The organism is Pseudomonas sp. CCOS 191 (assembly GCF_001007005.1).
Lineage (GTDB): Bacteria > Pseudomonadota > Gammaproteobacteria > Pseudomonadales > Pseudomonadaceae > Aquipseudomonas > Aquipseudomonas soli.
This window is the reverse complement of record NZ_LN847264.1, coordinates 2,832,320-2,855,899: the sequence shown is the minus strand read 5'-3', so window position 1 is coordinate 2,855,899 and position 23,580 is coordinate 2,832,320. Positions and strand designations below refer to the sequence as shown.

At 63.4% G+C, this 23,580-nt stretch carries 29 protein-coding genes and 1 pseudogene; 17 read left to right on the top strand and 13 right to left on the bottom strand.

Features of this window, described 5'->3' with window-relative positions; genetic code table 11:
• Positions 1-24: 24 nt before the first annotated feature.
• The 5 genes from CCOS191_RS12750 (at position 25) to CCOS191_RS12730 (ending at position 6,419) form a co-directional block, all read left to right on the top strand.
• A complete protein-coding gene (locus tag CCOS191_RS12750) occupies positions 25-1,410 on the top strand; it encodes a sigma-54 interaction domain-containing protein (RefSeq protein WP_046855519.1) in 1,386 nt (461 codons plus the stop codon).
• 468 nt (positions 1,411-1,878) lie between these two features.
• The gene (locus CCOS191_RS12745) at positions 1,879-3,270 is read left to right on the top strand and encodes a GntP family permease (protein WP_046855518.1); all 1,392 of its coding nucleotides are present in this window, start codon (positions 1,879-1,881) and stop codon (positions 3,268-3,270) included.
• A gap of 11 nt (positions 3,271-3,281) precedes the next feature.
• On the top strand, positions 3,282-4,052 hold the full coding sequence (hbdH, locus tag CCOS191_RS12740) for a 3-hydroxybutyrate dehydrogenase (protein ID WP_046855517.1): 771 nt from the start codon (positions 3,282-3,284) through the stop codon (positions 4,050-4,052).
• An 89-nt stretch (positions 4,053-4,141) separates the two neighbouring features.
• On the top strand, positions 4,142-6,091 hold the full coding sequence (locus tag CCOS191_RS12735; RefSeq protein ID WP_046855516.1) for an acetoacetate--CoA ligase: 1,950 nt from the start codon (positions 4,142-4,144) through the stop codon (positions 6,089-6,091).
• A 52-nt stretch (positions 6,092-6,143) separates the two neighbouring features.
• Positions 6,144-6,419: a peptidylprolyl isomerase gene (locus CCOS191_RS12730; RefSeq protein WP_013972552.1), complete on the top strand. Its 276-nt coding sequence runs from the start codon at positions 6,144-6,146 to the stop codon at positions 6,417-6,419.
• Here CCOS191_RS12730 and CCOS191_RS28425 read toward each other — a convergent pair.
• Both CCOS191_RS28425 and CCOS191_RS28730 read right to left on the bottom strand, forming a co-directional pair.
• Positions 6,407-6,847, bottom strand: a complete 441-nt coding sequence (locus tag CCOS191_RS28425; RefSeq protein ID WP_231867511.1) for a CZB domain-containing protein — start codon at positions 6,845-6,847, stop codon at positions 6,407-6,409. The genes CCOS191_RS12730 and CCOS191_RS28425 overlap by 13 nt on opposite strands.
• A 54-nt stretch (positions 6,848-6,901) precedes the next feature.
• A pseudogene (locus CCOS191_RS28730) lies at positions 6,902-7,141 on the bottom strand (methyl-accepting chemotaxis protein); the annotation flags it as partial.
• A gap of 779 nt (positions 7,142-7,920) precedes the next feature.
• Between CCOS191_RS28730 and CCOS191_RS12720 the strand changes: the two are divergent.
• Positions 7,921-10,161, top strand: a complete 2,241-nt coding sequence (locus CCOS191_RS12720; protein ID WP_231867492.1) for an autotransporter family protein — start codon at positions 7,921-7,923, stop codon at positions 10,159-10,161.
• On the opposite strand, the gene CCOS191_RS12715 is transcribed toward CCOS191_RS12720, so the two are convergent.
• A complete protein-coding gene (locus CCOS191_RS12715; RefSeq protein WP_046855513.1) occupies positions 10,158-10,781 on the bottom strand; it encodes a LysE family translocator in 624 nt (207 codons plus the stop codon). The two genes, CCOS191_RS12720 and CCOS191_RS12715, sit on opposite strands and share 4 nt — an antisense overlap.
• A 132-nt stretch (positions 10,782-10,913) precedes the next feature.
• Here CCOS191_RS12715 and CCOS191_RS12710 point away from each other — a divergent pair, with 132 nt between their 5' ends.
• Positions 10,914-11,771: a helix-turn-helix transcriptional regulator gene (locus CCOS191_RS12710; protein ID WP_046855512.1), complete on the top strand. Its 858-nt coding sequence runs from the start codon at positions 10,914-10,916 to the stop codon at positions 11,769-11,771.
• On the opposite strand, the gene CCOS191_RS12705 is transcribed toward CCOS191_RS12710, so the two are convergent.
• On the bottom strand, positions 11,761-12,177 hold the full coding sequence (locus tag CCOS191_RS12705) for an RDD family protein (protein ID WP_046855511.1): 417 nt from the start codon (positions 12,175-12,177) through the stop codon (positions 11,761-11,763). The genes CCOS191_RS12710 and CCOS191_RS12705 overlap by 11 nt on opposite strands.
• A gap of 145 nt (positions 12,178-12,322) precedes the next feature.
• Between CCOS191_RS12705 and CCOS191_RS12700 the strand changes: the two genes are divergently transcribed.
• Entirely contained in the window at positions 12,323-12,943 is a 621-nt protein-coding gene (locus tag CCOS191_RS12700) for a LysE family translocator (RefSeq protein ID WP_046855510.1), read from the top strand.
• Here the strand turns inward: CCOS191_RS12700 and CCOS191_RS12695 are convergent.
• On the bottom strand, positions 12,921-13,616 hold the full coding sequence (locus tag CCOS191_RS12695) for a metallophosphoesterase (RefSeq protein WP_046855509.1): 696 nt from the start codon (positions 13,614-13,616) through the stop codon (positions 12,921-12,923). The genes CCOS191_RS12700 and CCOS191_RS12695 overlap by 23 nt on opposite strands.
• Positions 13,617-13,690: 74 nt before the next feature.
• On the opposite strand from CCOS191_RS12695, the gene CCOS191_RS12690 reads away from it, so the two are divergent.
• The gene (locus CCOS191_RS12690) at positions 13,691-14,200 is read left to right on the top strand and encodes a DUF3016 domain-containing protein (protein ID WP_046855508.1); all 510 of its coding nucleotides are present in this window, start codon (positions 13,691-13,693) and stop codon (positions 14,198-14,200) included.
• Positions 14,201-14,203: 3 nt separating this feature from the next.
• Here the strand turns inward: CCOS191_RS12690 and CCOS191_RS12685 are convergent, their stop codons facing one another.
• Complete coding sequence (locus CCOS191_RS12685; protein WP_231867491.1) at positions 14,204-14,728, bottom strand: DUF2867 domain-containing protein; 525 nt, start codon at positions 14,726-14,728, stop codon at positions 14,204-14,206.
• 82 nt (positions 14,729-14,810) lie between these two features.
• Here CCOS191_RS12685 and CCOS191_RS12680 point away from each other — a divergent pair, with 82 nt between their 5' ends.
• Together CCOS191_RS12680 and CCOS191_RS12675 are read left to right on the top strand one after the other, a co-directional pair.
• Positions 14,811-15,551 carry a carbon-nitrogen hydrolase family protein gene (locus CCOS191_RS12680; protein ID WP_046855506.1) on the top strand — a complete coding sequence of 247 codons (741 nt, stop codon included), beginning with the start codon at positions 14,811-14,813 and terminating at the stop codon, positions 15,549-15,551.
• Positions 15,548-15,790 carry a hypothetical protein gene (locus CCOS191_RS12675; protein ID WP_046855505.1) on the top strand — a complete coding sequence of 81 codons (243 nt, stop codon included), beginning with the start codon at positions 15,548-15,550 and terminating at the stop codon, positions 15,788-15,790. The genes CCOS191_RS12680 and CCOS191_RS12675 overlap by 4 nt, the downstream gene beginning before the upstream one ends.
• A 3-nt stretch (positions 15,791-15,793) precedes the next feature.
• Here the strand turns inward: CCOS191_RS12675 and CCOS191_RS12670 are convergent, their stop codons facing one another.
• The gene (locus tag CCOS191_RS12670; RefSeq protein WP_046855504.1) at positions 15,794-16,294 is read right to left on the bottom strand and encodes a methylated-DNA--[protein]-cysteine S-methyltransferase; all 501 of its coding nucleotides are present in this window, start codon (positions 16,292-16,294) and stop codon (positions 15,794-15,796) included.
• Between the two features lie 150 nt (positions 16,295-16,444).
• Here CCOS191_RS12670 and CCOS191_RS12665 point away from each other — a divergent pair, with 150 nt between their 5' ends.
• Positions 16,445-16,954, top strand: coding sequence for a GNAT family N-acetyltransferase (locus CCOS191_RS12665; protein WP_046855503.1), 510 nt, complete (start codon positions 16,445-16,447; stop codon positions 16,952-16,954).
• Here the strand turns inward: CCOS191_RS12665 and fos are convergent.
• From fos to CCOS191_RS12645, 4 genes are all read right to left on the bottom strand, one after another.
• Positions 16,945-17,355 carry a fosfomycin resistance glutathione transferase gene (fos, locus tag CCOS191_RS12660; protein WP_046855502.1) on the bottom strand — a complete coding sequence of 137 codons (411 nt, stop codon included), beginning with the start codon at positions 17,353-17,355 and terminating at the stop codon, positions 16,945-16,947. The genes CCOS191_RS12665 and fos overlap by 10 nt on opposite strands.
• Positions 17,356-17,431: 76 nt before the next feature.
• Positions 17,432-17,779, bottom strand: coding sequence for a hypothetical protein (locus tag CCOS191_RS12655; protein ID WP_023629951.1), 348 nt, complete (start codon positions 17,777-17,779; stop codon positions 17,432-17,434).
• A gap of 122 nt (positions 17,780-17,901) precedes the next feature.
• The gene (locus CCOS191_RS12650) at positions 17,902-18,450 is read right to left on the bottom strand and encodes a GNAT family N-acetyltransferase (protein ID WP_046855501.1); all 549 of its coding nucleotides are present in this window, start codon (positions 18,448-18,450) and stop codon (positions 17,902-17,904) included.
• 142 nt (positions 18,451-18,592) lie between these two features.
• On the bottom strand, positions 18,593-18,970 hold the full coding sequence (locus CCOS191_RS12645) for a hypothetical protein (RefSeq protein WP_046855500.1): 378 nt from the start codon (positions 18,968-18,970) through the stop codon (positions 18,593-18,595).
• 25 nt (positions 18,971-18,995) lie between these two features.
• Here CCOS191_RS12645 and CCOS191_RS27940 point away from each other — a divergent pair, with 25 nt between their 5' ends.
• Positions 18,996-19,505 carry a hypothetical protein gene (locus tag CCOS191_RS27940; protein ID WP_156177560.1) on the top strand — a complete coding sequence of 170 codons (510 nt, stop codon included), beginning with the start codon at positions 18,996-18,998 and terminating at the stop codon, positions 19,503-19,505.
• A 552-nt stretch (positions 19,506-20,057) separates the two neighbouring features.
• Positions 20,058-20,264, top strand: coding sequence for a DUF6434 domain-containing protein (locus tag CCOS191_RS12635; protein WP_046857775.1), 207 nt, complete (start codon positions 20,058-20,060; stop codon positions 20,262-20,264).
• A gap of 95 nt (positions 20,265-20,359) precedes the next feature.
• On the opposite strand, the gene CCOS191_RS12630 is transcribed toward CCOS191_RS12635, so the two are convergent.
• Positions 20,360-20,566, bottom strand: coding sequence for a hypothetical protein (locus CCOS191_RS12630; RefSeq protein WP_102684281.1), 207 nt, complete (start codon positions 20,564-20,566; stop codon positions 20,360-20,362).
• Positions 20,567-20,999: 433 nt separating this feature from the next.
• Here CCOS191_RS12630 and CCOS191_RS12625 point away from each other — a divergent pair, with 433 nt between their 5' ends.
• Positions 21,000-21,275, top strand: coding sequence for a hypothetical protein (locus CCOS191_RS12625; RefSeq protein WP_052752606.1), 276 nt, complete (start codon positions 21,000-21,002; stop codon positions 21,273-21,275).
• A 218-nt stretch (positions 21,276-21,493) separates the two neighbouring features.
• On the opposite strand, the gene CCOS191_RS12620 is transcribed toward CCOS191_RS12625, so the two are convergent.
• The gene (locus tag CCOS191_RS12620; RefSeq protein WP_046855498.1) at positions 21,494-21,850 is read right to left on the bottom strand and encodes a VOC family protein; all 357 of its coding nucleotides are present in this window, start codon (positions 21,848-21,850) and stop codon (positions 21,494-21,496) included.
• A 149-nt stretch (positions 21,851-21,999) separates the two neighbouring features.
• On the opposite strand from CCOS191_RS12620, the gene CCOS191_RS12615 reads away from it, so the two are divergent.
• Together CCOS191_RS12615 and CCOS191_RS12610 are read left to right on the top strand one after the other, a co-directional pair.
• Positions 22,000-22,737: an NUDIX hydrolase gene (locus CCOS191_RS12615; RefSeq protein WP_046855497.1), complete on the top strand. Its 738-nt coding sequence runs from the start codon at positions 22,000-22,002 to the stop codon at positions 22,735-22,737.
• A gap of 351 nt (positions 22,738-23,088) precedes the next feature.
• On the top strand, positions 23,089-23,514 hold the full coding sequence (locus CCOS191_RS12610) for a GNAT family N-acetyltransferase (protein WP_046855496.1): 426 nt from the start codon (positions 23,089-23,091) through the stop codon (positions 23,512-23,514).
• Positions 23,515-23,580: the final 66 nt, after the last annotated feature.

Sequence of the window (23,580 nt, the reverse complement as noted above, 5' to 3'; positions counted from 1 at the left end):
TCACGTCCAACCCAAGGCCAATGCATGCACGACAACCTCAAGGACTACCCCCAGGTCCGCCAACTGGCCATCCGCTCGCTGTTCGAGATCATCGAGCAGTCCAGCGAAGGCACGGTGATCGTCGACCGCCAGGCGCGCATCGTCTGGATGAACGAGCGCTATGCCCGCCGCTTCGGCCTGGAGGACGCCGCCAGCGCCATCGGCAAACCGTGCGAGACGGTGATCCCCGGCAGCCTGATGCGTGAGGTGGTGAGCAACGGCAAGCCGATCCTGCTGGATATGCTCGACACGCCAAACGAACCGCTGGTGGTGATGCGCCTGCCGATCCACGACGACCAGGGCACGCTGATCGGCGCCATCGGCTTCGCCCTGTTCGACGAACTGCGCAGCCTGTCGCCGCTGCTCAAGCGCTACGCCAGCATGCAGCAGGAGCTGGCTTCGACCCGCTCGCAGCTGCGCGCGCGCCAGGCCCGCTACAGCTTCGCCCAGTTCGTCGGCAGCAGCCCCGCCTGCCTCGAGGCCAAGCGCCGCGCCCGGCGTGGAGCCGGCAGCGACTCACCGGTGCTGCTACTGGGCGAGACCGGCACCGGCAAGGAACTGCTGGCCCACGCCATCCATGCCGCCTCGGCCCGCGCGCACAAGGCCTTTGTCAGCATCAACAGCGCGGCGATCCCCGAGGCATTGCTCGAAGCCGAGTTCTTCGGCACCGCCCCGGGCGCCTTCACCGGCGCCGACCGCAAGGGGCGCAGCGGCAAGCTGCAACTGGCCGAGGGCGGCACGCTGTTCCTCGACGAGATCGGCGACATGCCGCTGACCCTGCAAAGCAAGCTGCTGCGCGTGTTGCAGGAAAAGGAATACGAGCCGGTGGGCAGCAACCAGATGCTGCGCAGCGACGTGCGGATCATCGCCGCCACCTCCATCGACCTGCAGGCGGCCATGGCCCGGGGTGCGTTTCGCGCCGACCTGTACTACCGGCTGAACGTGCTGCCGGTGCAGGTGCCGCCGCTGCGCGAACGCCTGGAGGACCTGCCGGCGCTGTGCGAGGCGATCCTCGCCGAACTGGGCAGCCAGTACGAGCTGGAGGCCGAGGCCCAGGCGTTGTTGGGGCGCCATGCCTGGCCGGGGAATATCCGTGAGCTGCGCAACGTGCTGGAGCGGGCGACCCTGCTGGCGGACCAGCCGCGACTGGGCGTGCATGACCTGGCGAACGCGCTGGGGCCGTTGAGCCCGGTGGCATTGGCCGCACCAGCGCTGGATTACCGCCAGGCCTGCGCCCAGTTCGAGCGCGGATTGATTGTCGATGCCTTGGCGCGCAGCGCCGGAAATGTGCCGGAGGCGGCGCAGGCATTGGGTCTGGGACGGTCGACGCTGTACAAGAAGATGGCGGCGCTGGGGATTTTGTCTCAATAAAGAGATTGTTGTCTCGTTTTTGAGAGGTCTGACAAAAGAGGTGCAGCGCCTATGAGATCGAGCGCCGCCCGCGCGGCGCATCGCGGATGAATCCGCTCCTACATTTGTTGCAACGTGGCCATGCCTGATAGGCCACAGTTGTCAGCCTTGTTGGCATGACGCGCTATCGCGGTGGGCGCTGCCGGCCTCTCATCTGTCTCCAAGACGTGCGCCAAGGCCGGCAAACATGGCCTCACAGGTTCGGCACGTTGCAACAAATGTAGGAGCGGATTCATCCGCGATGCGCCGCGCGGGCGGCGCTCGGTCTTGAGGACGCAGCAAGGCTTGCGTCAATACAGAGTCTCAATTTAGAGACATAAAAATTCCTAAAAGCATTAATTACTAATTAAATCAATAACTTAATAACTTGGCACGATTTCCGCTATCTGCATTCCAACCATAAAAACAACAGTTGGAGATCCCCTTAGGATGACCGTGCTCATCGCCCTGGCCGCCCTGGCCCTGCTGATGCTCGCTGCCTACCGCGGCTACAGCGTGATCCTCTTCGCCCCCATCGCCGCCCTCGGCGCGGTGCTGCTCACCGACCCCGCCGCCGTGGCCCCGGCCTTCACCGGGGTGTTCATGGAGAAAATGGTCGGCTTCATCAAGCTCTACTTCCCGGTGTTCCTGCTCGGCGCGGTGTTCGGCAAGCTGATCGAGCTGTCGGGCTTCTCGCGCTCGATCGTCGCCGCCGCCATCCGCCTGCTCGGCACCCGCCAGGCGATGCTGGTGATCGTGCTGGTCTGCGCCCTGCTCACCTACGGCGGCGTGTCGCTGTTCGTGGTGGTGTTCGCGGTGTACCCGTTCGCCGCCGAGATGTTCCGCCAGAGCGACATCCCCAAGCGACTGATCCCGGCGACCATCGCCCTGGGCGCGTTCTCCTTCACCATGGACGCCCTGCCCGGCACTCCGCAGATCCAGAACATCATCCCCAGCACATTCTTCAACACCACCGCCTGGGCCGCGCCCTGGCTGGGCCTGATCGGCACATTGTTCGTGTTCAGCGCCGGCATGCTCTACCTGCAACGCCAGCGCAACAAGGCCCAGCGCAAGGGCGAAGGCTATGGCAGCAACCTGCGCAACGAACCGGAGACCGCCGACGACATCGCCCTGCCCAATCCCTGGCTGGCCCTGGCGCCGCTGCTTCTGGTAGGCGTGATGAACCTGCTGTTCACCCACTGGATCCCGCAGTGGTACGGCACCAGCCACACCCTGCAACTGCCGGGCATGGCCGCGCCGGTGCAGAGCGACGTGGCCAAGCTGACGGCGATCTGGGCGGTGCAGGCGGCGTTGCTGGTGGGCATCCTGATGGTGCTGGTGTGCGCCTTCGGCACCATTCGCCAGCGCCTGGCCGAAGGCACCAAGAGCGCGGTGAGCGGCGCCCTGCTGGCGGCAATGAATACGGCCTCTGAATACGGCTTCGGCGCCGTGATCGCCTCGCTGCCTGGTTTCCTGGTACTGGCCGACGCCCTGCGCGGCATCCCCAACCCGCTGGTCAACGAAGCCATCACCGTCACCCTGCTGGCCGGCATCACCGGCTCTGCCTCCGGCGGCATGAGCATCGCCCTGGCAGCCATGAGCGACAGTTTCATCGCCGCAGCCAACGCCGCCAACATCCCGCTGGAGGTGCTGCACCGGGTCGCCGCCATGGCCAGCGGCGGCATGGACACCCTGCCGCACAACGGCGCGGTGATCACCTTGCTGGCGGTCACCGGACTGACCCACCGCGAAGCCTACAAGGACATTTTCGGTATTACCCTGATCAAGACCCTGGCCGTGTTCGTGGTCATCGCCACGTTCTACGCCACCGGCATCGTATGAAGGAGAAAGGCATGACGCTCAAAGGCAAGACCGCACTGGTCACCGGTTCCACCAGCGGCATCGGCTTGGGAATAGCCCAGGTGCTGGCCGAGGCCGGCGCCGACATCCTGCTCAACGGTTTCGGCGACCCGGCCGCGGCCATCGCCGAGATCAGGCGGTTCGGGGTCAAGGTCGCCCATCATCCCGCCGACCTGTCCGACGTCGCACAGATCGAGCAGATGTTCGCCCTGGCCGAGCGCGAGTTCGGCGCGGTCGACATCCTCGTCAACAATGCCGGCATCCAGCATGTGGCGCCGGTCGAGCAGTTTCCGGTGGAGGCCTGGGACAAGATCATCGCCCTGAACCTCTCGGCGGTGTTCCATGGCAGCCGCCTGGTGTTGCCGGGCATGCGCGCGCGCGGCTGGGGGCGGATCGTCAATATCGCCTCGGTGCACGGCCTGGTCGGCTCCATCGGCAAGGCCGCCTACGTGGCCGCCAAGCATGGCGTGGTCGGCCTGACCAAGGTGATCGGCCTGGAAACCGCCACCAGCAATGTCACCTGCAACGCCATCTGCCCGGGGTGGGTACTGACGCCGCTGGTGCAGAAACAGATCGATGACCGCGCCGCCAGCGGTGGCGATGCACAGCAGGCGCAACACGACCTGCTGGCCGAGAAGCAGCCCTCCCTGGCCTTCGTCACCCCTCGCCACCTCGGCGAACTGGTGCTGTTCCTGTGCAGCGAGGCCGGTAGCCAGGTCCGTGGCGCCGCCTGGAACGTCGATGGCGGTTGGCTCGCCCAGTAAAGGCTAGAGTGGAACAAGACAAGCCCGCTCCTGTAGCGGAGCGGGCTCGCACCGCGACAAGACTCTCAGCCCTGACCGAGACTCCCGGCATGAACGACGTACTCTGGCGCCCCACCACTACCCAGATCGAAGCCAGCCGGATGGACGCCTTCCGTCGTCGCGTCAACCGGCGCTTCAACCTTCAGCTCGACGACTACGCCGCCCTGCACCGCTGGAGCATCGAGCAGCGCCCGCAGTTCTGGCAGACCCTCGCCGAGTACTTCCATGCGCAGTGGCACACCCCGCCTTCGAGCATCCTCGAGGAAGGCGAACACATGGCCGACGCGCGCTGGTTCCGCGGCGCCACCCTGAATTTCGCCGAACATCTGCTGCAGCGCCGCGACGACCGCCCGGCCGTGGTGGCGGTGCGCGAGGACGGCAGCCGCCACAGCCTCACCCACAATCAACTGGCTGCGCAGGTCGCCGGCTTGCAGCAGGCTTTTCGCCAGGCCGGGATCGCGCCGGGCGATCGTATCGCCGCGGTGATGCCCAACACCTGGGAAACCCTGGTGGCCATGCTCGCAGCCACCAGCCTCGGCGCGGTCTGGTCCAGCTGCTCGCCGGACTTCGGCAGCCACGGCATCATCGACCGCTTCGGCCAGATCGCCCCCCGGCTGCTGGTGGTTTGCGCCGGTTATCAATATGCCGGGAAGGTCATCGACCAGGTCGAGAAGATCAACCAGGTCGTGGCCCAGCTACCGAGCGTCGAGCAGTTGCTGGTGGTGCCGCATACCCGGCCGCAGACCCGCGCCGATGAGTTCACCGGCAAGCCGACGACCCTGTGGGCCGACTTTTTCACGTCCGGCGGGACGCCCACCTTCGCCACGCTGCCCTTCGACCATCCGCTGTATATCCTGTATTCCAGCGGCACCACCGGCGTGCCCAAGTGCATCGTCCACCGCGCTGGCGGCGTGCTGCTGCAGCACCTCAAGGAACACGGCCTGCACAACGACCTCAAGGCCGACGATGTGCTGTTCTACTACACCACCTGTGGCTGGATGATGTGGAACTGGCTGGCCAGCGGGCTGGCGGTCGGCGCCACCCTGGTGCTGTATGACGGCTCGCCGTTTCACCCGGGGCCCGAGCGTTTGCTCGACCTGATCGACGCCGAAGGCATCCGCGCCTTCGGCACCAGCCCCAAGTACCTCGCCGCCCTGGAGCAGGCCGCTGTGGAGCCGGCGAAATCCCATGGCCTGGGCAGCCTGCGCCTGATCCTTTGCACCGGCTCGCCGTTGTCGCCCCACAGCTACGACTATGTCTACGCCAAGGTAAAGGCCGACGTGTGCCTGGCCTCGATGTCCGGAGGCACCGATATCGTCGCCTGCTTCGTGGCAGGCAACCCGCTGCTGCCGGTGCGCCGTGGCGAGATCGCCGGCAAGGGCCTGGGCATGGCGGTGGAAGTCTGGGATGAACAACGCCAGCCGGTCAGCGGCGCGAAAGGCGAGCTGGTCTGCGTGCACCCCTTCCCCTCGATGCCACTCGGCTTTTGGGGCGACGCTGACGGCCAGCGCTACCGTGACGCCTACTTCAGCCAGTTCGAAGGTGTCTGGTGCCAGGGTGACTACGCCGAGCAAGTACCTGGCGGTGGGCTGATCATCCATGGCCGCTCCGACGCCGTGCTCAATCCCGGCGGCGTGCGTATCGGCACCGCCGAGATCTACCGCCAGGTGGAAAAGGTCGAGGAGGTGCTGGAAAGCGTGGCCATCGGCCAGGACTGGCATGACGATGTGCGCGTGGTGCTGTTCGTGCGCCTGCGCGACGGTCTGCAGCTCGACGAGGCGCTCAGCCTGCGCATCCGCCAGGTGATTCGTCAGTTCACCACGCCGCGCCATGTGCCGGCGGTGATCGTCCAGGTCAGCGACATCCCGCGCACCCTCAGCGGCAAGCTGGTGGAACTGGCGATCCGCGACGTGGTGCATGGCCGGCCGGTGAAGAACACCGACGCCCTGGCCAACCCCGAGGCGCTGCAGCAGTTCCGCGACCGCCCGGAGTTACGCTGATGGCGACATCAGGCATAATGTCGCCCTTTTGCCCCGAAGCACAGGTAAACCGATGAAAGCCCAAGCCCGCCACATCCTGGTCAAGACCGCTGACGAAGCCGAAAAGCTCAAGCAGCGCATCGCCAACGGCGAGGCTTTCGACGTGCTGGCGAAGAAATTTTCCACCTGCCCGTCCGGCAAACGCGGCGGCGACCTGGGTGAAATACGTCCGGGCCAGATGGTCGGCGCCATCGACCAGGTGATCTTCAAGAAGCCTCTGCGGGTGGTGCACGGTCCGATCAAGAGCAAGTTCGGTTATCACCTGGTGCAGACTTTCTATCGCGACTGAGCCTCGCTCTCGCGCCGCCTCTGCAACAACGAAGGCGATTGCTCGCCACTGGCGACCACACGCTCCAAGCCTTCCTGCACGGCAAGGCTGGCACTCTCCATGTCGGCCACCGCCTTGAGCATCGTTGCGGTATCGCCGCTGGCATGGGCATCGATGGCGTCGAATGCACAGCGGTGCACGGCGGCATGGGGCGCGTCGATATCCTTGTACCCGGCAAGATGCGCATAGTGCAGGGCCCCGTCCCCCTCGCGATACCACTTGCCCAGGCGGCAGTGGGTATGGTCGGTAAAGTCCGAGCCGCGCTCCTGCGAAACGCCGAACAACACCTTGTAGACGCGAAACTTGTAGATCAGGTGGTCGAGCTTGGCCAGCTCGCAGAAGCTGCGCAGCGCCGACACCGATGCCGATCCTTCGGCCACCGTCGACATGTCGAGCAACTGGCGCATGGTACTGGCCGCGGACTGGCCGACACCGCTGTATGACGACGAATGCTCGGCCAGGCTGGCGATATGTCCTCGGCTTTGCGCGCTGTCGGCACGAATGGCCGAGACCAGTGTGCCGATCTCGGCAGTGGCGTCGGCCGTGCGACTGGCCAGGGTCCTGACCTCATCGGCCACCACGGCAAAGCCGCGCCCGGCATCGCCCGCCCGCGCCGCCTCGATGGCCGCGTTCAGCGCGAGCAGGTTGGTCTGGTCCGCCACCTCGCGGATGATCTCCAGCACACCGCCGACCTGCTGGGCCTGATGATCGAGCCTGCCGACCTTCTCCGACGCCTCGCCGGAGGCATCGGCCAGCTGTTCGAGATTGGTCGCGATCGCGTCGATGCTGGCCTGGTTGCTGCTGGCGATACCCTGGATGCGGATGGCGTACTGCCTCTCCTGCTCCATGCTGTGGGCGAGGCTGGCGAACGAGGTCTGGGTCATTTCCAGGGAATGCGAGAACGCCGAGAGGTTGCCGGCCAGGTGCCCGAGCACCTGGTTCTCTCGCGCCAGTTCCTCAGCCCTCGATTCCGCCTCACGGGCGCGCTGCTCAGATGCCGCCAACTGTGAACGGGAATACTCCAGGGCGACGTTCAGCTCCTTGATCTGCGGGTCTTGCCGACCTGCCTTGCTCCACCACTTCACACCACGCTCCCGGGATACACCCACCGTTTGTCACCCGGCCGAAGACATCCGGGCAGAAACAGCGAACGTTCTCAGCAAGTCGAGGCCCGCACAAGGCTCAGTTGCGCAGGGAAATGGCGGATCAGCCGCTTGGCCGGCGCACCATTTCCCCTGGCATGGGGTACCCGCCCCGTCGACTAACCGATTGTTTCCACGGGAGAAATATGGCTGGCCCGTGGCCACCTGATAGTTTTGTCAGTTGTCCTGTGCAGCGCATTTCCCTACAAGTCGCACAAGACCGCGCCAGCCCAGGGTGGCCGGCCTTCCCGATCGGAAATGGAGATCTGTCGATGCGCCCCACCTACCTGCTCACTCCTGCCTCCTTGCTGATGTTTATCATGCCTTCGCACGCATTCTGCGCCTCACTGACGGTGGCCCCGGGCGACACGCTGGGCGCTGTCGTGCAAACCCAGGATATCGATACGTTCACCATGACCGGCGGCACGCTTCAATCGCTGAACCAAGGTCAGGGATACGATGAATTCACCATGTCCGATGGGCACATCGTCGGTGCCTTCGAAGACGGCGACAGGGCAATCTTCAGTGGCGGTCGTATCGGCCGGGTCGACCTGAAGCTCGCCGACAACTACTTCGAAATGTCCCAGGACTCCGCAGTGCAAACCAACATCGATGGCAACCTGGTGAGCGGTTTCGGCAACGACACCATCATCCTGCGCGGTGGCACTATCGGCGGTAACATCAGCACCAGTGGCGGCGTGGACAACATCAGCATCAGCGGCGGCAACCTGGTAGGCAGCGTCCTGGCGAGCGCCGGAGACGACATCTTCACCTGGTCCGGCGGCACCATAGGCGGGCGAGTCGACATGGGCATCGGCAATGACCAGGCGACCATCGACAGCCTGGGCCCGGCGACCCTCACCGCCGCTCTCGATGGCGGCGAGGGTCGCGACGCGCTGCGTTTCGTCGGCAGTCGGATCATCAATGGCGAGCGCTATGTCAACTGGGAAACCATCGAACTCACCCGCGACAGCCACCTCGCGCTGGACGATACCCTCACGCTCGGCGACGCCGCCAGCGGCAGCGGTTTGCTGGATGTCGATGCGACGAGCACGCTGACCTCCCGGCAGGGCAACGTCTCGGCATTCACCGCCGGGCAGAATGCCTCGCTGCGCAACGCCGGTACCCTTGACCTCGGCACTGGCAACGACGCCCAGGGCCGCCTGACGATCACCGGCAATTACCAGGGCGACAACGGCCTGTTGCGACTCAACAGCGTGCTTGCCGGCGACGACGCCCCCTCCGACCGTCTGGTGGTCAGCCAAGGCACCCTCACCGGCAGCACACGACTGGAAGTCAACAATCTCGGTGGCGCCGGTGCCGCCACCACGCAAGACGGCATCCAGGTGGTCGAGGCCCGCCAAGGTGCGACGAGCAGCAACGCTGCCTTCGTGCAAACGCAGACATTGTCGGCTGGGGCCTATGACTATCGCCTGTTCAAGGGCGGCGTGACCGCCGGCTCGGAAAACAGCTGGTACCTGCGTTCCTCACTGGTCGCACCACCTGCGCCGGCTCCGGGAGAGCCGCCCATCACACCGCCAGTGGCGGCACCGGCCCCCGGTCAACCCGAGCTTCCCACCCCGGTGGCCGGCGAGTCCCTCCCCCTGTACCGCCCGGAAGTGCCCGTCTATGCCGCGGCGCCAAGAGGCGCCGCGATCATCGCACGGCAAGCACTGGGCACCTTCCACCAGCGCCAGGGTGATCAGCGTCTGCTCTCCGGCCAGGGTGCCCTGCCGGCCAGTTGGGGCCAGGCCTACGGCGGTGCGTTGCGCCAGCAGTGGAGCGGTACGGTCAGCCCAAGCCTGGATGGCGACCTGTATGGCTTCAAGGTGGGCCAGGACCTCTACGCCAAGGTCGCCGAGAACGGCTATCGCCAGCAAGCAGGCGTGTATGTCAGCCACAGTCGCCTCGATGCAGACGTCAAGGGCTTCGCCCTGGCCAAGCAGGATCGCAGCGTCGGTGACCTGAAGCTCGATGGCGACAGCGTCGGCGTCTACTGGACACTTGTCGGCCCCCAGCGCTGGTACCTGGACACCGTGTTGCAATACACCGACCTCGATGGCCGGGCCCGTTCGGACCGAGGCGACAAACTTGACCTCGACGGCCATGCCTGGACCGCCTCGGTGGAGTCCGGCTACCCCATCGCCCTGTCCGAGCGCTGGACACTGGAGCCGCAAGCGCAGCTGATTGCACAGAAAGTCGCGCTCGACAGCGCCGCCGACAGCGTCTCGCGCATCAGCCACGATGCCCAGGTGGAACTGACCGGACGCTTGGGTGTGCGCCTGGAGGGCGCCTTCAGTGGTGGCGGCACTCGACTTCTGCAACCGTACGCACAAATCAACCTGTGGCATGGCGACGGAGGCCGCGACACCCTGACCTTTGATGATGTGGACAAGATCAAGACCGACTACCGCTACACCTCGGTGCAGCTCGAAGGCGGCCTGGTCGCACAGGTCAACCAGGCATTGAGCCTGCATGGTGGCGTGCAGTACAGCAGCAATCTGGACAGCCGCCAGCAGGAGGCCAGCGCTGTCAACCTGGGCGTGCGCTGGCAGTACTAGCGACGCGCCGCCAGCAACCCGAGCCCGGCGCAACCGAGCAGCGAAGCACTGACCCGGTTGAACATGCGCCGTGGCCCGGGTCGTTCGAACCAGCGTTGCAGGTACGCGCCAAGCCCGGCATAGATGGCGATGGCCGCCCACTCCAGCAACAGGAACAGCACGCCCAGGCGCAGGAACTGTTCGCTGACCGGGGTGGCGCTGCCCACGGTGACGAACTGCGGCAGGAACGCGGTGAAGATGAGTATTGCCTTCGGATTGCCCGCCGCCACCCAGAACTCCTGGCGCGCCAGTTTCCAGGTGCCGCGAGGCTGCTCGCCGGCCACCGCCGCCTCGCCGACCGGTGCCCGCCACAGCTGCCAGGCGATATAGAACAGATACCCCGCGCCCAGCACCTTGATCGCCAGGAACAGGTACTCGCTGGTGTGCAGCACCACGGCCAGGCCCATCGCGGCCAGGGCGATCATGCCGCTGAAGGCGAGCAGGCGCCCGGCACCGGCCACGCAGGCGGTGCGCAGGCCATAGCGGCTGGCATTGTGCAGGGACAGCAGATTGTTGGGGCCCGGCGCCATGTTCAGGGCAAAACAGGCGGGGATGAACAGCAGCAGGCTCGACAGGTCCATTCTTGTTCTCCTTGCAGGAGCCGCCAGCCTCGCGCCCGCCTGCCCTTCGCGTCAAGCACAGCCAGCAGGCAAATGGCCGGAACAGTGGCCAGCAGTTAGACTGGCGCTTTGCGCACACCCAGGCCACCTGCCATGCCCACCTCCAGCAGCGAAATCTGGCACGACCCGGCCCTGCCCTATGTCGAGAGCAGGCGCGCCTGCCATAGCCGCGCCTGCTACAAGGCCCACAGCCATCCGACCTTTTCCATCGGTGCAGTGGATGCCGGGGCCAGCCACTTCACCGGGGCCGCTGAAGGCCGGGTGCGACTTATGCCCGGAACCCTGGTGCTGGTGCCGGCACAGCGGGTACACGCCTGCAACCCCGTGACGGGACAGGCCTGGAGCTATCAGATGCTGCACCTGGACGCCACCTGGCTACGCAGCCTGCGCCTGGAGTCGGGGGTTGGCGCAGGTGAACCGGGGGCACCGGCCCGTATCGTGCGCTCGAAGGCGATGTACCGGCAGTTCTGCGCCTTGAACGCGCTGTTGTTCTCTGGGGCAAGGCTGATCGAGAAAGAGGCGGCCCTGGTGGCGTTCATCGGCGATCATGATTTTTCCGCGCATCCGCAACTGATGCCGGCGCCGGCGCTACGCCCGTCGCTGTTGCGCGAGCTGATCACGCACGCCGAGGCACATGATCTGGCCGGGGTAAACCTGGAGCTGCTCGCCCGCCAGGCGGGCATGGGACGCTACCAGTTGATTCGCGCCTTCGCCGCCGCGACCGGGATGACGCCCCATGCGTACCTGCTCAATACACGGGTCAACCAGGCACGGCAGCTGTTGCGCCAGGGCCAGGCCCTGGCGGATATCGCCTATACGCTGGGGTTCGCGGATCAGGCGCACTTCCAGCGGGTGTTCAAGGCCCATGTCGGGGTGACACCGGGCCTGTATCGCTCGGTATTGCCGCGCCGAGGCGATGCGGCGCACACCTGCAAATGCCTCACGCCTTGATGACGATGGTGTGCGCCAGCATGTCACCGAGACGCTTGCGTGAACCGAAGAAGATGAAGATCCAGTCGAGAATGTTGAGGGGCGTAGTGATATTGCGCACGAAAGACTGGGCGATGTTGCAATTCAGGTAGCTGCGCTCATCGACCACGCAGATCCCCAGCAGTTTCTTGCCCACGCTCTGCCCATTGGGCAAGGCATCGGAAAACAGGTAGTAGGCCAGCGGCGCGCCAAAGCTGATCCAGACGCTGATCTGCTCGGACAGCTGGAGGAACTCGACGACACTGAAGGTCACGTAGAAGATGGCATAGGTGACCAGCACATCGATCATCTGCCCGCCCCAGCGGCGTCCCAAGCCTGCGAGGTTGCTGGGTTTCTGATAGGTGGCCGGGGTTTCGGTAGTGCTCATGAATCCATTCCAGTGAAGTTGATGAGCCACTCTATCGGCGAGCCCAGGCAGATGTTTAGTCCGCGAGCTGCGTTCTGCAATTTTCTTCAATACCACGACGACAACCGGCGCCAGACTGCGCTTCTCCCAGTCCGGAAAGCGTCCCATGCAGCAGTTCTTCATCGTCGCCATCGCCCATTTCCTCGCCCTGCTCTCCCCCGGCCCGGACTTCTTCCTGGTCGCCCGCACTTCGGCCAATGCCGGTTGGCAAGTGGCCAGCGGCGCTTGCCTTGGCATCGCCCTGGCCAACGGCGCCTTCATCGCCGCGGCCTTCGCCGGCGTGTCGTTCCTGCGCGAGGGCAGCACGTTGTTCATCGCCCTGCAACTGGCCGGCTGCGCCTACCTGCTGTACATCGGGCAACTGTTCCTGCGGCATGCCGGGCGCAACGCCCTGGTGCCGGCTGCCAATGACGCGGCAACAGCCGCCGGCAACTGGCTGGGCAACCTCGGCATGGGTTTCGCCTCGGGCATTCTCAACCCCAAGAACGCGTTGTTCTACGCAAGCCTCGCAAGCATGGTCGCCAGCAGCACGGCCCTGGTGAAAATGGCCTACGGCAGCTGGATGTTCACCGTCGTCCTGCTGTGGGACCTGCTGGTAGCGCTGGCTATCGGTAACCGCCAGGTGCTGCGCCGCTTCGCCCATGCCCTGCCCTGGCTGGAACGGGCGTCCGGGATGATGCTGATCCTGCTCGCCGCTGGCGTGCTCACTCGCCTGGCGTGGGGTTGACCTGCGTCAGGCTGGCGAGCTCCAGCAGGCTGAAGTGACCACGGCTCCAGCCGCCGGTGTCCAGGTGCCAGACGTTGCCCAGCACCTTGATCTCCAGCACCGGTGTATGGCCTACCAGCAAGGCGCGCAGGCCCTTGACCGGGCGGCTGTCGCCCTCCTTGAGGCGCCGGCGCGACCACTGGCACACCTCGCGCACCTGCAGGTCATCCCCGGCCTGCAGGCTCGCGCACAGCTGCGCCCAGTCGTCGAACGGGCTGTCGGCATGCAGCAGACCGACCGGCCCGCCCGCCGTTTCGACCTGCAAGGCGATCGGCAGGCGTTCGAACACCTCGACGAAACGCACCTGCTCGGCCTTTGGCAAATCGAGGAACCATCCGCCACCGGCCGCCCGGTACATATCCAGATCGACCCGGCCACCGCGCAGGTGGTTGACCGCCAACGACTCGTGGTTGCCCTGCACCGCATGGAACCAGGGCTCGGCCAGCCATTGCAGCGCCTGTGCGCTGCCCGGCCCACGGTCGACCAGGTCGCCGACGCTGAACAGCCGATCGACCAGGGGATCGAAACCGACGGCCTCCAGGCATTCACGCAGGCGCTCGAAATGCCCATGGATATCGCCCACGGCCAGGTCACGGCCACGGCTGTTGGCGGCGATCCGCCTGAACGCAGTCATTGCATCATTCCTCTGCTTCTTTCCGGCACCGGCGTAAAATAAGCGGGTAAACCGCCCGAACCCGGAGGTGCATCATGCGAACCACCCTGGCCAGTGCCGTGCTGATGGTGCTGGCACTAGACAGCATGGCACAGGGCGCCTCGACCGCGCAGGTCGAGGTGCGTTTCGACCACCCCGAGAAATTCCGCGATGCCAGCCTCGACAACCGGGCCTACACCCGTGGCGCCGACCCGCAGGTGATGAAAGCCCTCACCCAGCACCTGCAGAAACTCGGCCAGCGCTACTTGCGGCCCGGCCAGCAACTGGTCATCGACATCCGCGACATCGACCTGGCCGGCCAGTTCGAGCCCTGGCACAGCCAGGCCTACGATGTGCGCTTCATGCGCGAAGTCACCTGGCCCAGCATCGACCTCGACTACACCCTGCAGCAGCCCGGCCAGCCCGCGCTCAAGGCCCAGGAGCACCTGAGCGACAAGATGTACCTCAGCCGCCCAGGCCGCCTGGGCAACAACGACCGGCTGTATGCGGAGAAGGCCATGCTCGGCGACTGGTTCCGCCAGCGCTTCGCCCAGCCGCCCTCTTGAGCGTCACCGCGCCAGACGGCGCAGGGCGATGGGCGCGATCAGCCGATGGAACGGCGCCACCGGCAGCATGTACAGGCGGCCCAGCCGATTGTGCGTGCGCACCACGGTGCTCACCAGCACCTCGCAACGGCCCTCGGCCGTCGGGCGTCGCAGCAGGGCGATGTGCACGTCCAGGTGCTGGTCGCGGTCGACCAGCAGCACCTCATCCTCGGTGTTGGCCACCAGGGTGAAAATCCCCACCCGCTCTCCGGGCTGGTAGCTACCCGGGGCGCGGGCCGGGTCGATCGCGGTCAGGCGTCCCAGGTCCTTGAGGCCGAGCAGCGCGACCAGGCGGTTGCGCAGCACCATCAGCGTGTCGATCCAGCCGGGCATGCTTGTCATCAGGCGCAGGAAGTGCGCCATGGCGGGCCGCCCGTCGTCCGCAAGTTCAATTGCACGGCAATGGCGAAAACCCGCCTTTGCGGCATGCGCGGCGATCAGCGAGTCGGCGGGTATGGTGGCGGCGTGGGTCATTGTGTTTTCGTCCATGAAATCGACACATCGGTACTGGGAGGGAACGGCCGTCGATTGTATCCTCGACAGCCGACGACATGCCAAGGACGGATACTCCATGAAGATCTGCGCAGTACAGCTGGCTTTGAGCAAAGGCGATGTGGCCGCCAACATCGCGCACCATCTGCATGCCATCGAACAGGCCGCGGCTTTGGGCGCCGAACTGCTGGTGTTCCCCGAACTGTCCTTGACCGGCTACGAACCAACGCTGGCCCGGCAACTGGCCATGCCCGCCGACTCGCCGCAACTGGTACCACTGCAAGCCGCGTGCGACCGCTTCGGCGTGACGGCGGCGGTCGGCCTGCCGATGCCGACCCTGGCCGGCGTGCGCATCGGCATGCTGATACTGCGCCCGAAGCTGGCACCGCTGGTGTATGCCAAGCAGCGCCTGCATGACGACGAACTGGACTACTTCGTGCCCGGCAGCACCTCGCTGGTGTTCGCCGCCGGCAGCCACCAGGTGGCGCCGGCCATCTGCTATGAATCGATGTTCCTCGAGCACGCCGCGCATGCCCAGGCGCAGGGCGCCGACCTTTACCTGGTCAGCGTGGTCAAGACCGAGGAAGGCATCCGCGCAGGGGCTGCGCACTACCCGCAGGTTGCCCGGCGGCTGCGCATGCCGGTGATCATGAGCAACTGCGTCGGCCCTGCGGACATTTACGTGGGGGCCGGGCAGTCCGCGGCCTGGGATGCCGAAGGCAACCTGCTGGCCTGCCTCGATGATAAAGCGCCAGGCCTGCTACTGCTCGACACGGCGACTGGCACTGCCCAGGCATGGCCGCTGGAGCTGGGCGCATGAAGTATGCGCTGGTGATCCTGGCCAGCTATGCCAGTGTCTGGTACCTGGTGGGCACCCTGATTCGCGGGCGCCTGGCCGATATCGCCGAAGGCCTGCGCCATCGCCCGGACGCCCCGCCTGCGGGGCAGTACCTGCGCGAAGTCGAAGCCCACGCCCGCCGCGCCCACCGCCACTACAGCCTGTTTGCCGGCACCTTGCTGGCGCTGGTGTTGACGGTGTTTTGTGCCTGGCTCGGCTGACGCCTAGAAATCCAGCGCCAGGCTCTGGCGCCCTTCCAGCGCGAGCAGGTACTGCTTGGCCGGCAAGCCACCGGCGAAACCGGTGAGGCTGCCCGAGGCCCCGATTACCCGGTGACAGGGCGCAATGATCGAAATCGGGTTGCGGCCGTTGGCCGCGCCCACCGCCCGAACCGCATCGGGCTTGCCGATCTGCCGGGCGATCTGGCCGTAGCTGCGGGTCTCGCCGAAGGGAATGCTCAACAGCGCCGCCCACACCTCACGCTGGAACGCGGTCCCGGCAAAGTCCAGGTCCAGCTCGAAGCGCTGGCGTTGCCCGGCGAAATACTCGCCCAGCTGGCGGGCGGTCTCGCGCAGCACGCCGTGCTGGTCGTCGCGGTGCAGCTCGCCCAGGCGCACCCGGTTCTCCCGCTCGTGCTCCCACAGCACGGCGGCCAGCCGCTCGCCCCGCGCCACCAGGGTCAGGGTGCCGACAGGCGATTGCATGAGGGTGAAAGCACAGGACATGGCAGGCTCCGGCAGGATGACGTTCGCTGCACTGTACCCATCGCGGCGCGGCCACGCATCCGCTTTCTTGCCCAGCCATCGCCACTGGCCAGCCCACGCCGCCGCCCCGTACACTGAGGCGCCACTCGTTTTTCAAAGGACGGAAACACAGTGAACGACGCCTCGCCCGACATCGTCATCGAACGCTTTGCCGAGCAGCACCTGCACGGTATCACCGCGCTCTACAATGAGTCCGCGGTGTGCCGCCAGGTGCTGCAGATGCCCTACCAGGGCGTCGAAGTGTGGCGCGAGCGCCTGGCCGCCTACCATGACCGACAAATCCGCCTGGTGGCAGTGCACCAAGGTCAGGTGATCGGCAATATCGGCCTCGACCAGAGCACGCGCATCCGCCAGGCGCACCTGGGCGAACTGCTGATGGGCGTTGCCCAGGCCTGGCAAGGCAAGGGCGTCGGCTCACGGCTGATGACGGCCATCCTCGACATTGCTGACAACTGGATGAACCTGCGCCGGGTCCAGCTCACCGTCTACGCCGACAACGAACCGGCACTGGCGCTGTATCGCAAGTTCGGCTTCGAGGTCGAAGGCCGGTTGCGCGACTACGGTGTGCGCGATGGGGTGTTTGTCGACGCGCTGTGCATGGCGCGGCTGCGTCAGTCGTAGAACACCATGCCCGCATAAGGTTTCGCCCGGCAGGCCGCCAGCCGCGATTGCAGATCGCCCACATGGGCTTCGAGCTGGTGGCCATCCGGGTCGAGGAAGTACAGCGAGTCTCCTTCGCTGCTGTCCTGCTTCCACAAGCGCACGTCGTGCTCGCGCAAGCGCTGGGCGAAGGCCGCGAAGTCGCTCTGGTAAATGGAAAACGCGTAGTGCGTGTACGTGCGCTGCAGGTCGCCCGCCTCTACCTGATCGACCGACAGGCACAGCCACAGCTCGCCCAGGCTCAGGTAGGCTCCCCGCTCCCACCGTGCACTGCGCCTGAAGCCCAGGACCTGCTGGTAGAACACGATGCTGTCGGCGAGGTTGGAGACGGCCAGGGTGAGATGGTTGAATCCGTTCAACATGAGAATCGTCCGAGGTGAAGTAGGACAAGTGTGTTTCGCGGGACGAGGCAAACGGCAGCGCCCCGCGAAGCTGCGATCATACCCTCGAACACATCAGCGCGGCATCGAGCAAGCGCCCCTTGTCATACCAGGCATCGCGCTGATAGGCGGAGTATTGTTGCCGCCCTGGGGAGCCCTGGACCTTCACCAGACCGTCGGCCTTGTTCGGATCAAGGCTGGCGACAAACAGCTCGAGGGCGTCCTGGTTCTGCACGATAAAGGTCGTCGCGTTTGCGGGAAGCTCGGCCTTGACGCAGTTCAGGTAATCCGGCGGAGCTTTCGCGGTCACGCCGAAGGTGTTGTCGCGTCCGGCCCGGATATCGGGATCATGCGCGCAACCGGCCAGCAGCAGGCTGGCGGCCAATGCCATCATCAAGCGATTCATACAGACTCCAACCACCCCAGCAGGATGCCCTGGACAGAGTCACACAGCTATCACCCTTTTTAATAGTCTGCTTACGATCTACAAGCCTAGCCCCGAGGTGACCGGCGCGGTATGCCGGTTCGCTATATCACCTGGGTGGGCCGGTCGATCCGGTAGAGCACGTGGGGTCGCAACGGATTGCCTTCAGGCACCGTCACGTCGAGGAAGTCCTCCTTCGGATCCGAACGCATCCCCAGCCTCTGCATCAATGCCCTGGAGGCTGTGTTGATGCTGGAGGTGTAGCCGATGACCTGGAGCAACCCAAGGCTCGACCACGCGTGGGCCAGGCACGCGCTGGCCGCCTCGAATGCGTAGCCCTTGCGCCAGTGTTCACGCCCGAGGATCCAGCCGATTTCGACATGCGGGCCGCCCGGTATCTCGTCCCCGGTCGAGGACAAGCCAAGCCCGCCGACCAACGCGCCATCCGCCTTGCGTTCGACCGCGACAAAGCCGAAACCGTGCGTTTGCAGGTGCCGATCACACTCGGCAAGCATCGTGCGGGTTTCATCGGGCGTCAGTATTGCCGGGTAGTAGTAGCGCCTGACTTCGGGGTCGGCGTTGACGAGGGCAAAGGCTTCGATGTCCCGCTCTGCCCAAGGGCGCAGGACAAGACGAGGAGTCTCGATGAACATGGGTAAGGCGCAGCTCCCTTCTACCAGGCAGGACCGGCATCGCCATGCGATGCCTGCGGGGCATGGGAATCTAGCACATGCGCATGACCGCGGAACTCCGGCCCTCAATCGACCGGAGCCCGGACAGGTCAATCAATCGCGATCAAGCTTTGCCGAACACATAGAAGCTCAGGTTGGCCGAGCTCTTGCCCGCGGCGAACAAGCCGCGCAGGTTGTTCATCGAAACGCTGCGAATGTTGAAGGTCTCCTGCGTGGAGTAGCTGTCATTGATGCTGACGTACTGCAGGTTCTTGTCGCTGCCACCGGAATAGTCCAGGCGAACCATGAAGGTGCCCGCGCCGGCAGTGGTCCTGAGGATGAAGGATTTGTACTGCTGGATCTGCGCTTCGACGAAGTTAGCGCCGGCCCGCTCACCTTCCTTGCCCTTAACATCGCAACGACCGCTGCTCAGGTAGGTATAGCCTGGAGGTACCTGGACATCGGCGGTCAGTTCTTCTTTGAAAGCCCGTTGCTGTGTCATGACTCATGCTCCTTATGAGTAGGATTTGCGTACAGCACTGGTGAGTCTACAAGCGCCCGGCAAGTCGGCACTGCTGGCGGACAAGCGGAACACGCAAATGAGTGCCGAACGAAAAATCAGGCATTCACCCGACAATATGAACTGTTTCAGCTATGAGCAGGGATCTGCAACAGCGGATTTGGCCGGGTGTCGGCAAAGCCGCTGCCATGCACCGCAAGGTCTCTCAGCGCCGTGTATTGATCCGTACGGTCACCGCGCTGAAGAACATGAGCATGGAAGCGATATACAGCAAGACAAGATCGACGCCGGGGAACGCGACAATTCCAACGCCCCAGGCAACCAGAAAGGCCCCGCCGACAACGCAGCGTTGCCGGGCCGTGAATCGCTCAGTGGCAGCCTTTACCCGCCCCATCAGCGCACTCCAGTAAATAGACAAAGTCTTGATGATGTTCTCCTTGAAATCGCAATCACCCCCTGGGCGATGTTCCTCATCGCGTGTCTTGCGAAGCGGGCGACCAAGCCCCCGTCAGGATGACGCTGGCAAACGGCAAAGTTTATCACCGCCAGCGAACCGCGACACCCTTGCACCCGGCCCCGGTTCTGGGGACGTGTCCCCAGGCGTGGGGATCAGGCACTGGCCTGCAGGAACACGAAAACCGCCACCACATCCACGGCCAGCACGGCGGCCACCACGAAGCTCATGAAATAGAGGTCATCCTGGAACATGTCTACACTCCCGCCTGGTGGGTTTGCTTGACTCAAGCAACTCCCGTTCCAGCCTGCCCGCTTCAGGACCATGTCCATTGGTCAGACGTGGTGAGTCTATCGCGCAAACAGGCGCTTACTGATCACTCACTCCGGCTCTACGCAAGGATGCCAATCGAGGTGTGCCCCGATGAGACGCATCCAGAAAATCATCCAGCAGCGCCGTCGGCAGCTGCATGTGCACCTGCCGCCCAGCGAATTGAAGGCGTTGAGCCGTGACGATGGGCCCGGCACGGCGAAGGCCGCATGGCTGCCGGAGGGGCGCCAGACCACAACAAGTGATGCTAGGCTCCAGCGAACCTGGCCATCCAAGGTAGTGGAAATGAACTTCGACTGGCACGCTGGACCTATCACCCGCACGACCCTGCTCGACAAGAACTACCGCAACACGCAGAAGGTCCGGCAGTTCCTGCTTGGTGAATGCGGCGCGGCGTTCAAGTTCGATCGAACCTTCATGGCCTGGATCAAGAGCGGAGCACCCTCCACCATGGGGGATGTCGCGGATGAATGGATGCGTACGCGCAGGTGACAGCCAGGCGGCTAATGCTGCCCACCGATCACCCTGGGAAGTCTTTCAGACGAAAAAGCCCGCCAGACGGCGGGCTCTCTGCCTGAGACGCGGGATCAGTTTGTCTGAATGCCTTTGATCAACTGAAGACGCATCGGGTAGCCCTGGCCAGGCTGGACCACAGTCTCGGTTTCAACGGTCTGTACGACTTTTCCCTGGGCATCTTTGGTGACGGAAATGGTCTTGCTGTACGAGCTTTGGACAACGCAGCCGCTCAGCGTGGCGCTGGCAGCGATAAGTGCCAGGAAAATAACGTGTTTCATATCGAGCATCAATCCTTGGAAATGGGCGGTGCGCAATGTAGCAACATGCCATCACCCAGGGAAGCCTGCGGTTTCAGTTCGGCTTTGGAAGCCCTTGTCATCCCCTGCGTGCCGCCGCCTGGCTCGTCCCCCTGCACTCCCCTGTAGATTCCCAGAAAGGCAAGCCCATGTGTAAGCCTTGTTTACGCTTGAGCATCAGCCCGTGCGAGTAGCTCGGTCAAATTTCGGAACTGGAAAAAGCCATCGTACTACTTGCTTTAATTATTTGATGGTCTTAACTGCGTAGCACAACAACCCAAACTGAAAAAAGGCATGAGCTCTCTTTTAGGCCCATGAGCTAACCTAACTACTAATCACTAGTAGCAGTGGCAAGTCTGCAAACTCCAAATAGGGAGCCGACTCATGGAATCTACAACCCAAAGGGACTTAAAATATGAAGCTCACGATCACCAATGGCGCAAGCACATCAGTTGACATTGCCGTGAGTACATGGCGTAACGACGGCAATGACAGCTACTACTCAATAGCTCAAGGGGAATCTGATACCTGGGACCGCAGCGACGCAAGAGGGTACTTGATGGCGGTAAAAATGAAATCCCAGGTAAAAACCTACTATATTTCTCAAACCAGCAAAATTGTTGTTGAAGACAACATTGTTAAAGACCATGGCCAAACGCTTAATCCGCTATACGCAGTGAACAACATGTAACACCAGCAACGGGTGTCAACTGTAGAATGACTGGCATGCTGCACAGTGCTGGTCATTCTGCATGAACGATTTCATTATATATATCTGACAAGCCGGTAGTGCATTCAAGCTGTGATCGCCGCCACTTGCCACCGAGTGCACAGTCGATTTCTCATGGTGTGCTTGAGCGGCCGTTACCGGGAGGAAGTTTTCCCAGCAAGTCTCAGGGCGTCATTCGCTCAATTCGCTGCGGTCCAGACGGCCAATTCATACCCATCAGGATCTGTGAAGTGGAATCGCTTCCCGCCCGGAAACGAAAACACCTCTCGGCTGATCTTTCCGCCCGCAGCCAACACTCTGCCTTGGGCATCAACAAGGTCGTCCGAATACAAGATGACCAGCGGGCCACCGGGCCTGACAGGCTCGCCGGTGGTGAAACCGCCAGTGAGCCGGCCGTCGCTGAACTCGGTGTATGTGGGGCCGTAATCGACGAAGTTCCAACCAAATGCTGCGCCGTAGAACTCCTTGCTGCGCTTGATGTCGCTGACGTTGAACTCGATATTGTCGATCTGACGATCTGTTCCTCTGCTGCTCATTGGCACCTCCTTGTAAAGAGGTTGAACTCTACCACAGCCAAGCGATAGCCAACTTGGTAATACCATAAGGTCCATCTGGCATCCATCATTCGCAAAGCAGTGCCCACCTCACTACAATCTCGGCAGATCGATCAAACCAAAGGTGAACCGTGGAATTCAAACGGGACAGATTCAACGGCGTCATTATCGATGCCGCTTCGCTACCGGACGCCCCGCAAGCGTTGCGTGACGCCGTCGACGCGTTAGTCGCCCTCATCGAGCATGAGCGCCTGGCTCTGGCCTGGATCACACTGCCGCTCAGCAACGCTCAAGGCATTCCGGTCTTCACCGCCGCCGGGTTCTCCTTCCATAGCTGTCTGACCGATCAGCTGACCCTAGTGCGCCGCCCATTCGAACAGGCATTCGTCCCATTCATACCCACTCACACCGTAGGTGCGAGCGCCATCGTCATTAACGACGCAGGGGAGCTCCTCGTCATAAAGGAGCGAGGTACCACCGGGTTCAAGCTACCAGGGGGGCATGTAGACGCCGCCGAGCGAATTCAGGATTCGATCGAGCGCGAGGTGCTGGAGGAGACCGGGGTCGAATCGAAGTGCGAATCCATCGTGGCGTTTACCACCAAATACCCCTACCAATTTGGCAAATCTAACATTCACTTTATCTGTCGAATGACGGCCTTGACGCAGTGTATCAACGTACTGGACACCGCCGAGATCGAAGAAGCCACATGGGTAGAGCTGCAAGCCTACCTGGCAGACCCCTGCAACAGCCTGTCCAACCGGCAGCTGGTCAGCGATGTAGCGTTCAGCCAAGGGCTCGTCTGCACGGAGTATTCCGCCAACATCGGGCTTCACAAAAAACAAGAGATTTTTACGGCTCCTTGCTGATCAATCAAAAAGCCGCCTCCAGGGAAACTCCGATCAAGTCAGCACAAGCAGCCTGACCTGTGCTGAATTAGCGCTCCGTTTATCCACGCCGACAAGAATCGATGGCGTAGTTCGCGATCGTGCTGTCCTCTCGCTCAGCGTGGTCTAGGCATTTGAAAGTTACGTGCGGAATGATTTCTTGAGTAGCATTTCGGATTTGCTTCATCCAGCAGCTACCGAACCCAGCCCACGCAGGGTTTTGGCGCTTCCTGCTGATGGTGGTAGATTGCCCTCATCAACAAGAAGGGTTCATGGAACTGTTCATCAACGTAGACTACGTCAGTGAAATTTGAGCATCCAAAAGGACGAGCGATGGCGATTTGTATCGAGATGGTAGCTAATCCCGGGCAAGATGAGCGCTCGGCAATCGTGAAACCCTTGCGTGCTCATAACCGCGCCAAAGGGGGAGACCCGCAAGCCGAAACAGTGGCTCTGCTCGTTCGAGACGAACATACCAATGACGTTATCGGTGGACTTCATGGGGAGTTCTTTTATCGCTGGCTGTACATTGAGCTGCTGGCGATCCCTGAGCAGGCTAGAGGTCAAGGCATCGGCTCTCGCCTTATTCGCATGGCAGAGGACTTGGCTCGCGAGAAGGGGTGTGTTGGGATTTGGCTGGATACCTTCGATTTCCAGGCGCCAGAATTCTACAAGGAGCTTGGCTATAGCCAGTTTGGCCAGCTCGATGATTTCCCGCCGGGGCATAAGCGCTTCTACTTTCAGAAGCGGCTACGCTGACCGCTTCGTAGGACCACCGGTTCCACCGACCCATGATGACCTGATCAGGTATCTTCAAGGCCGTGA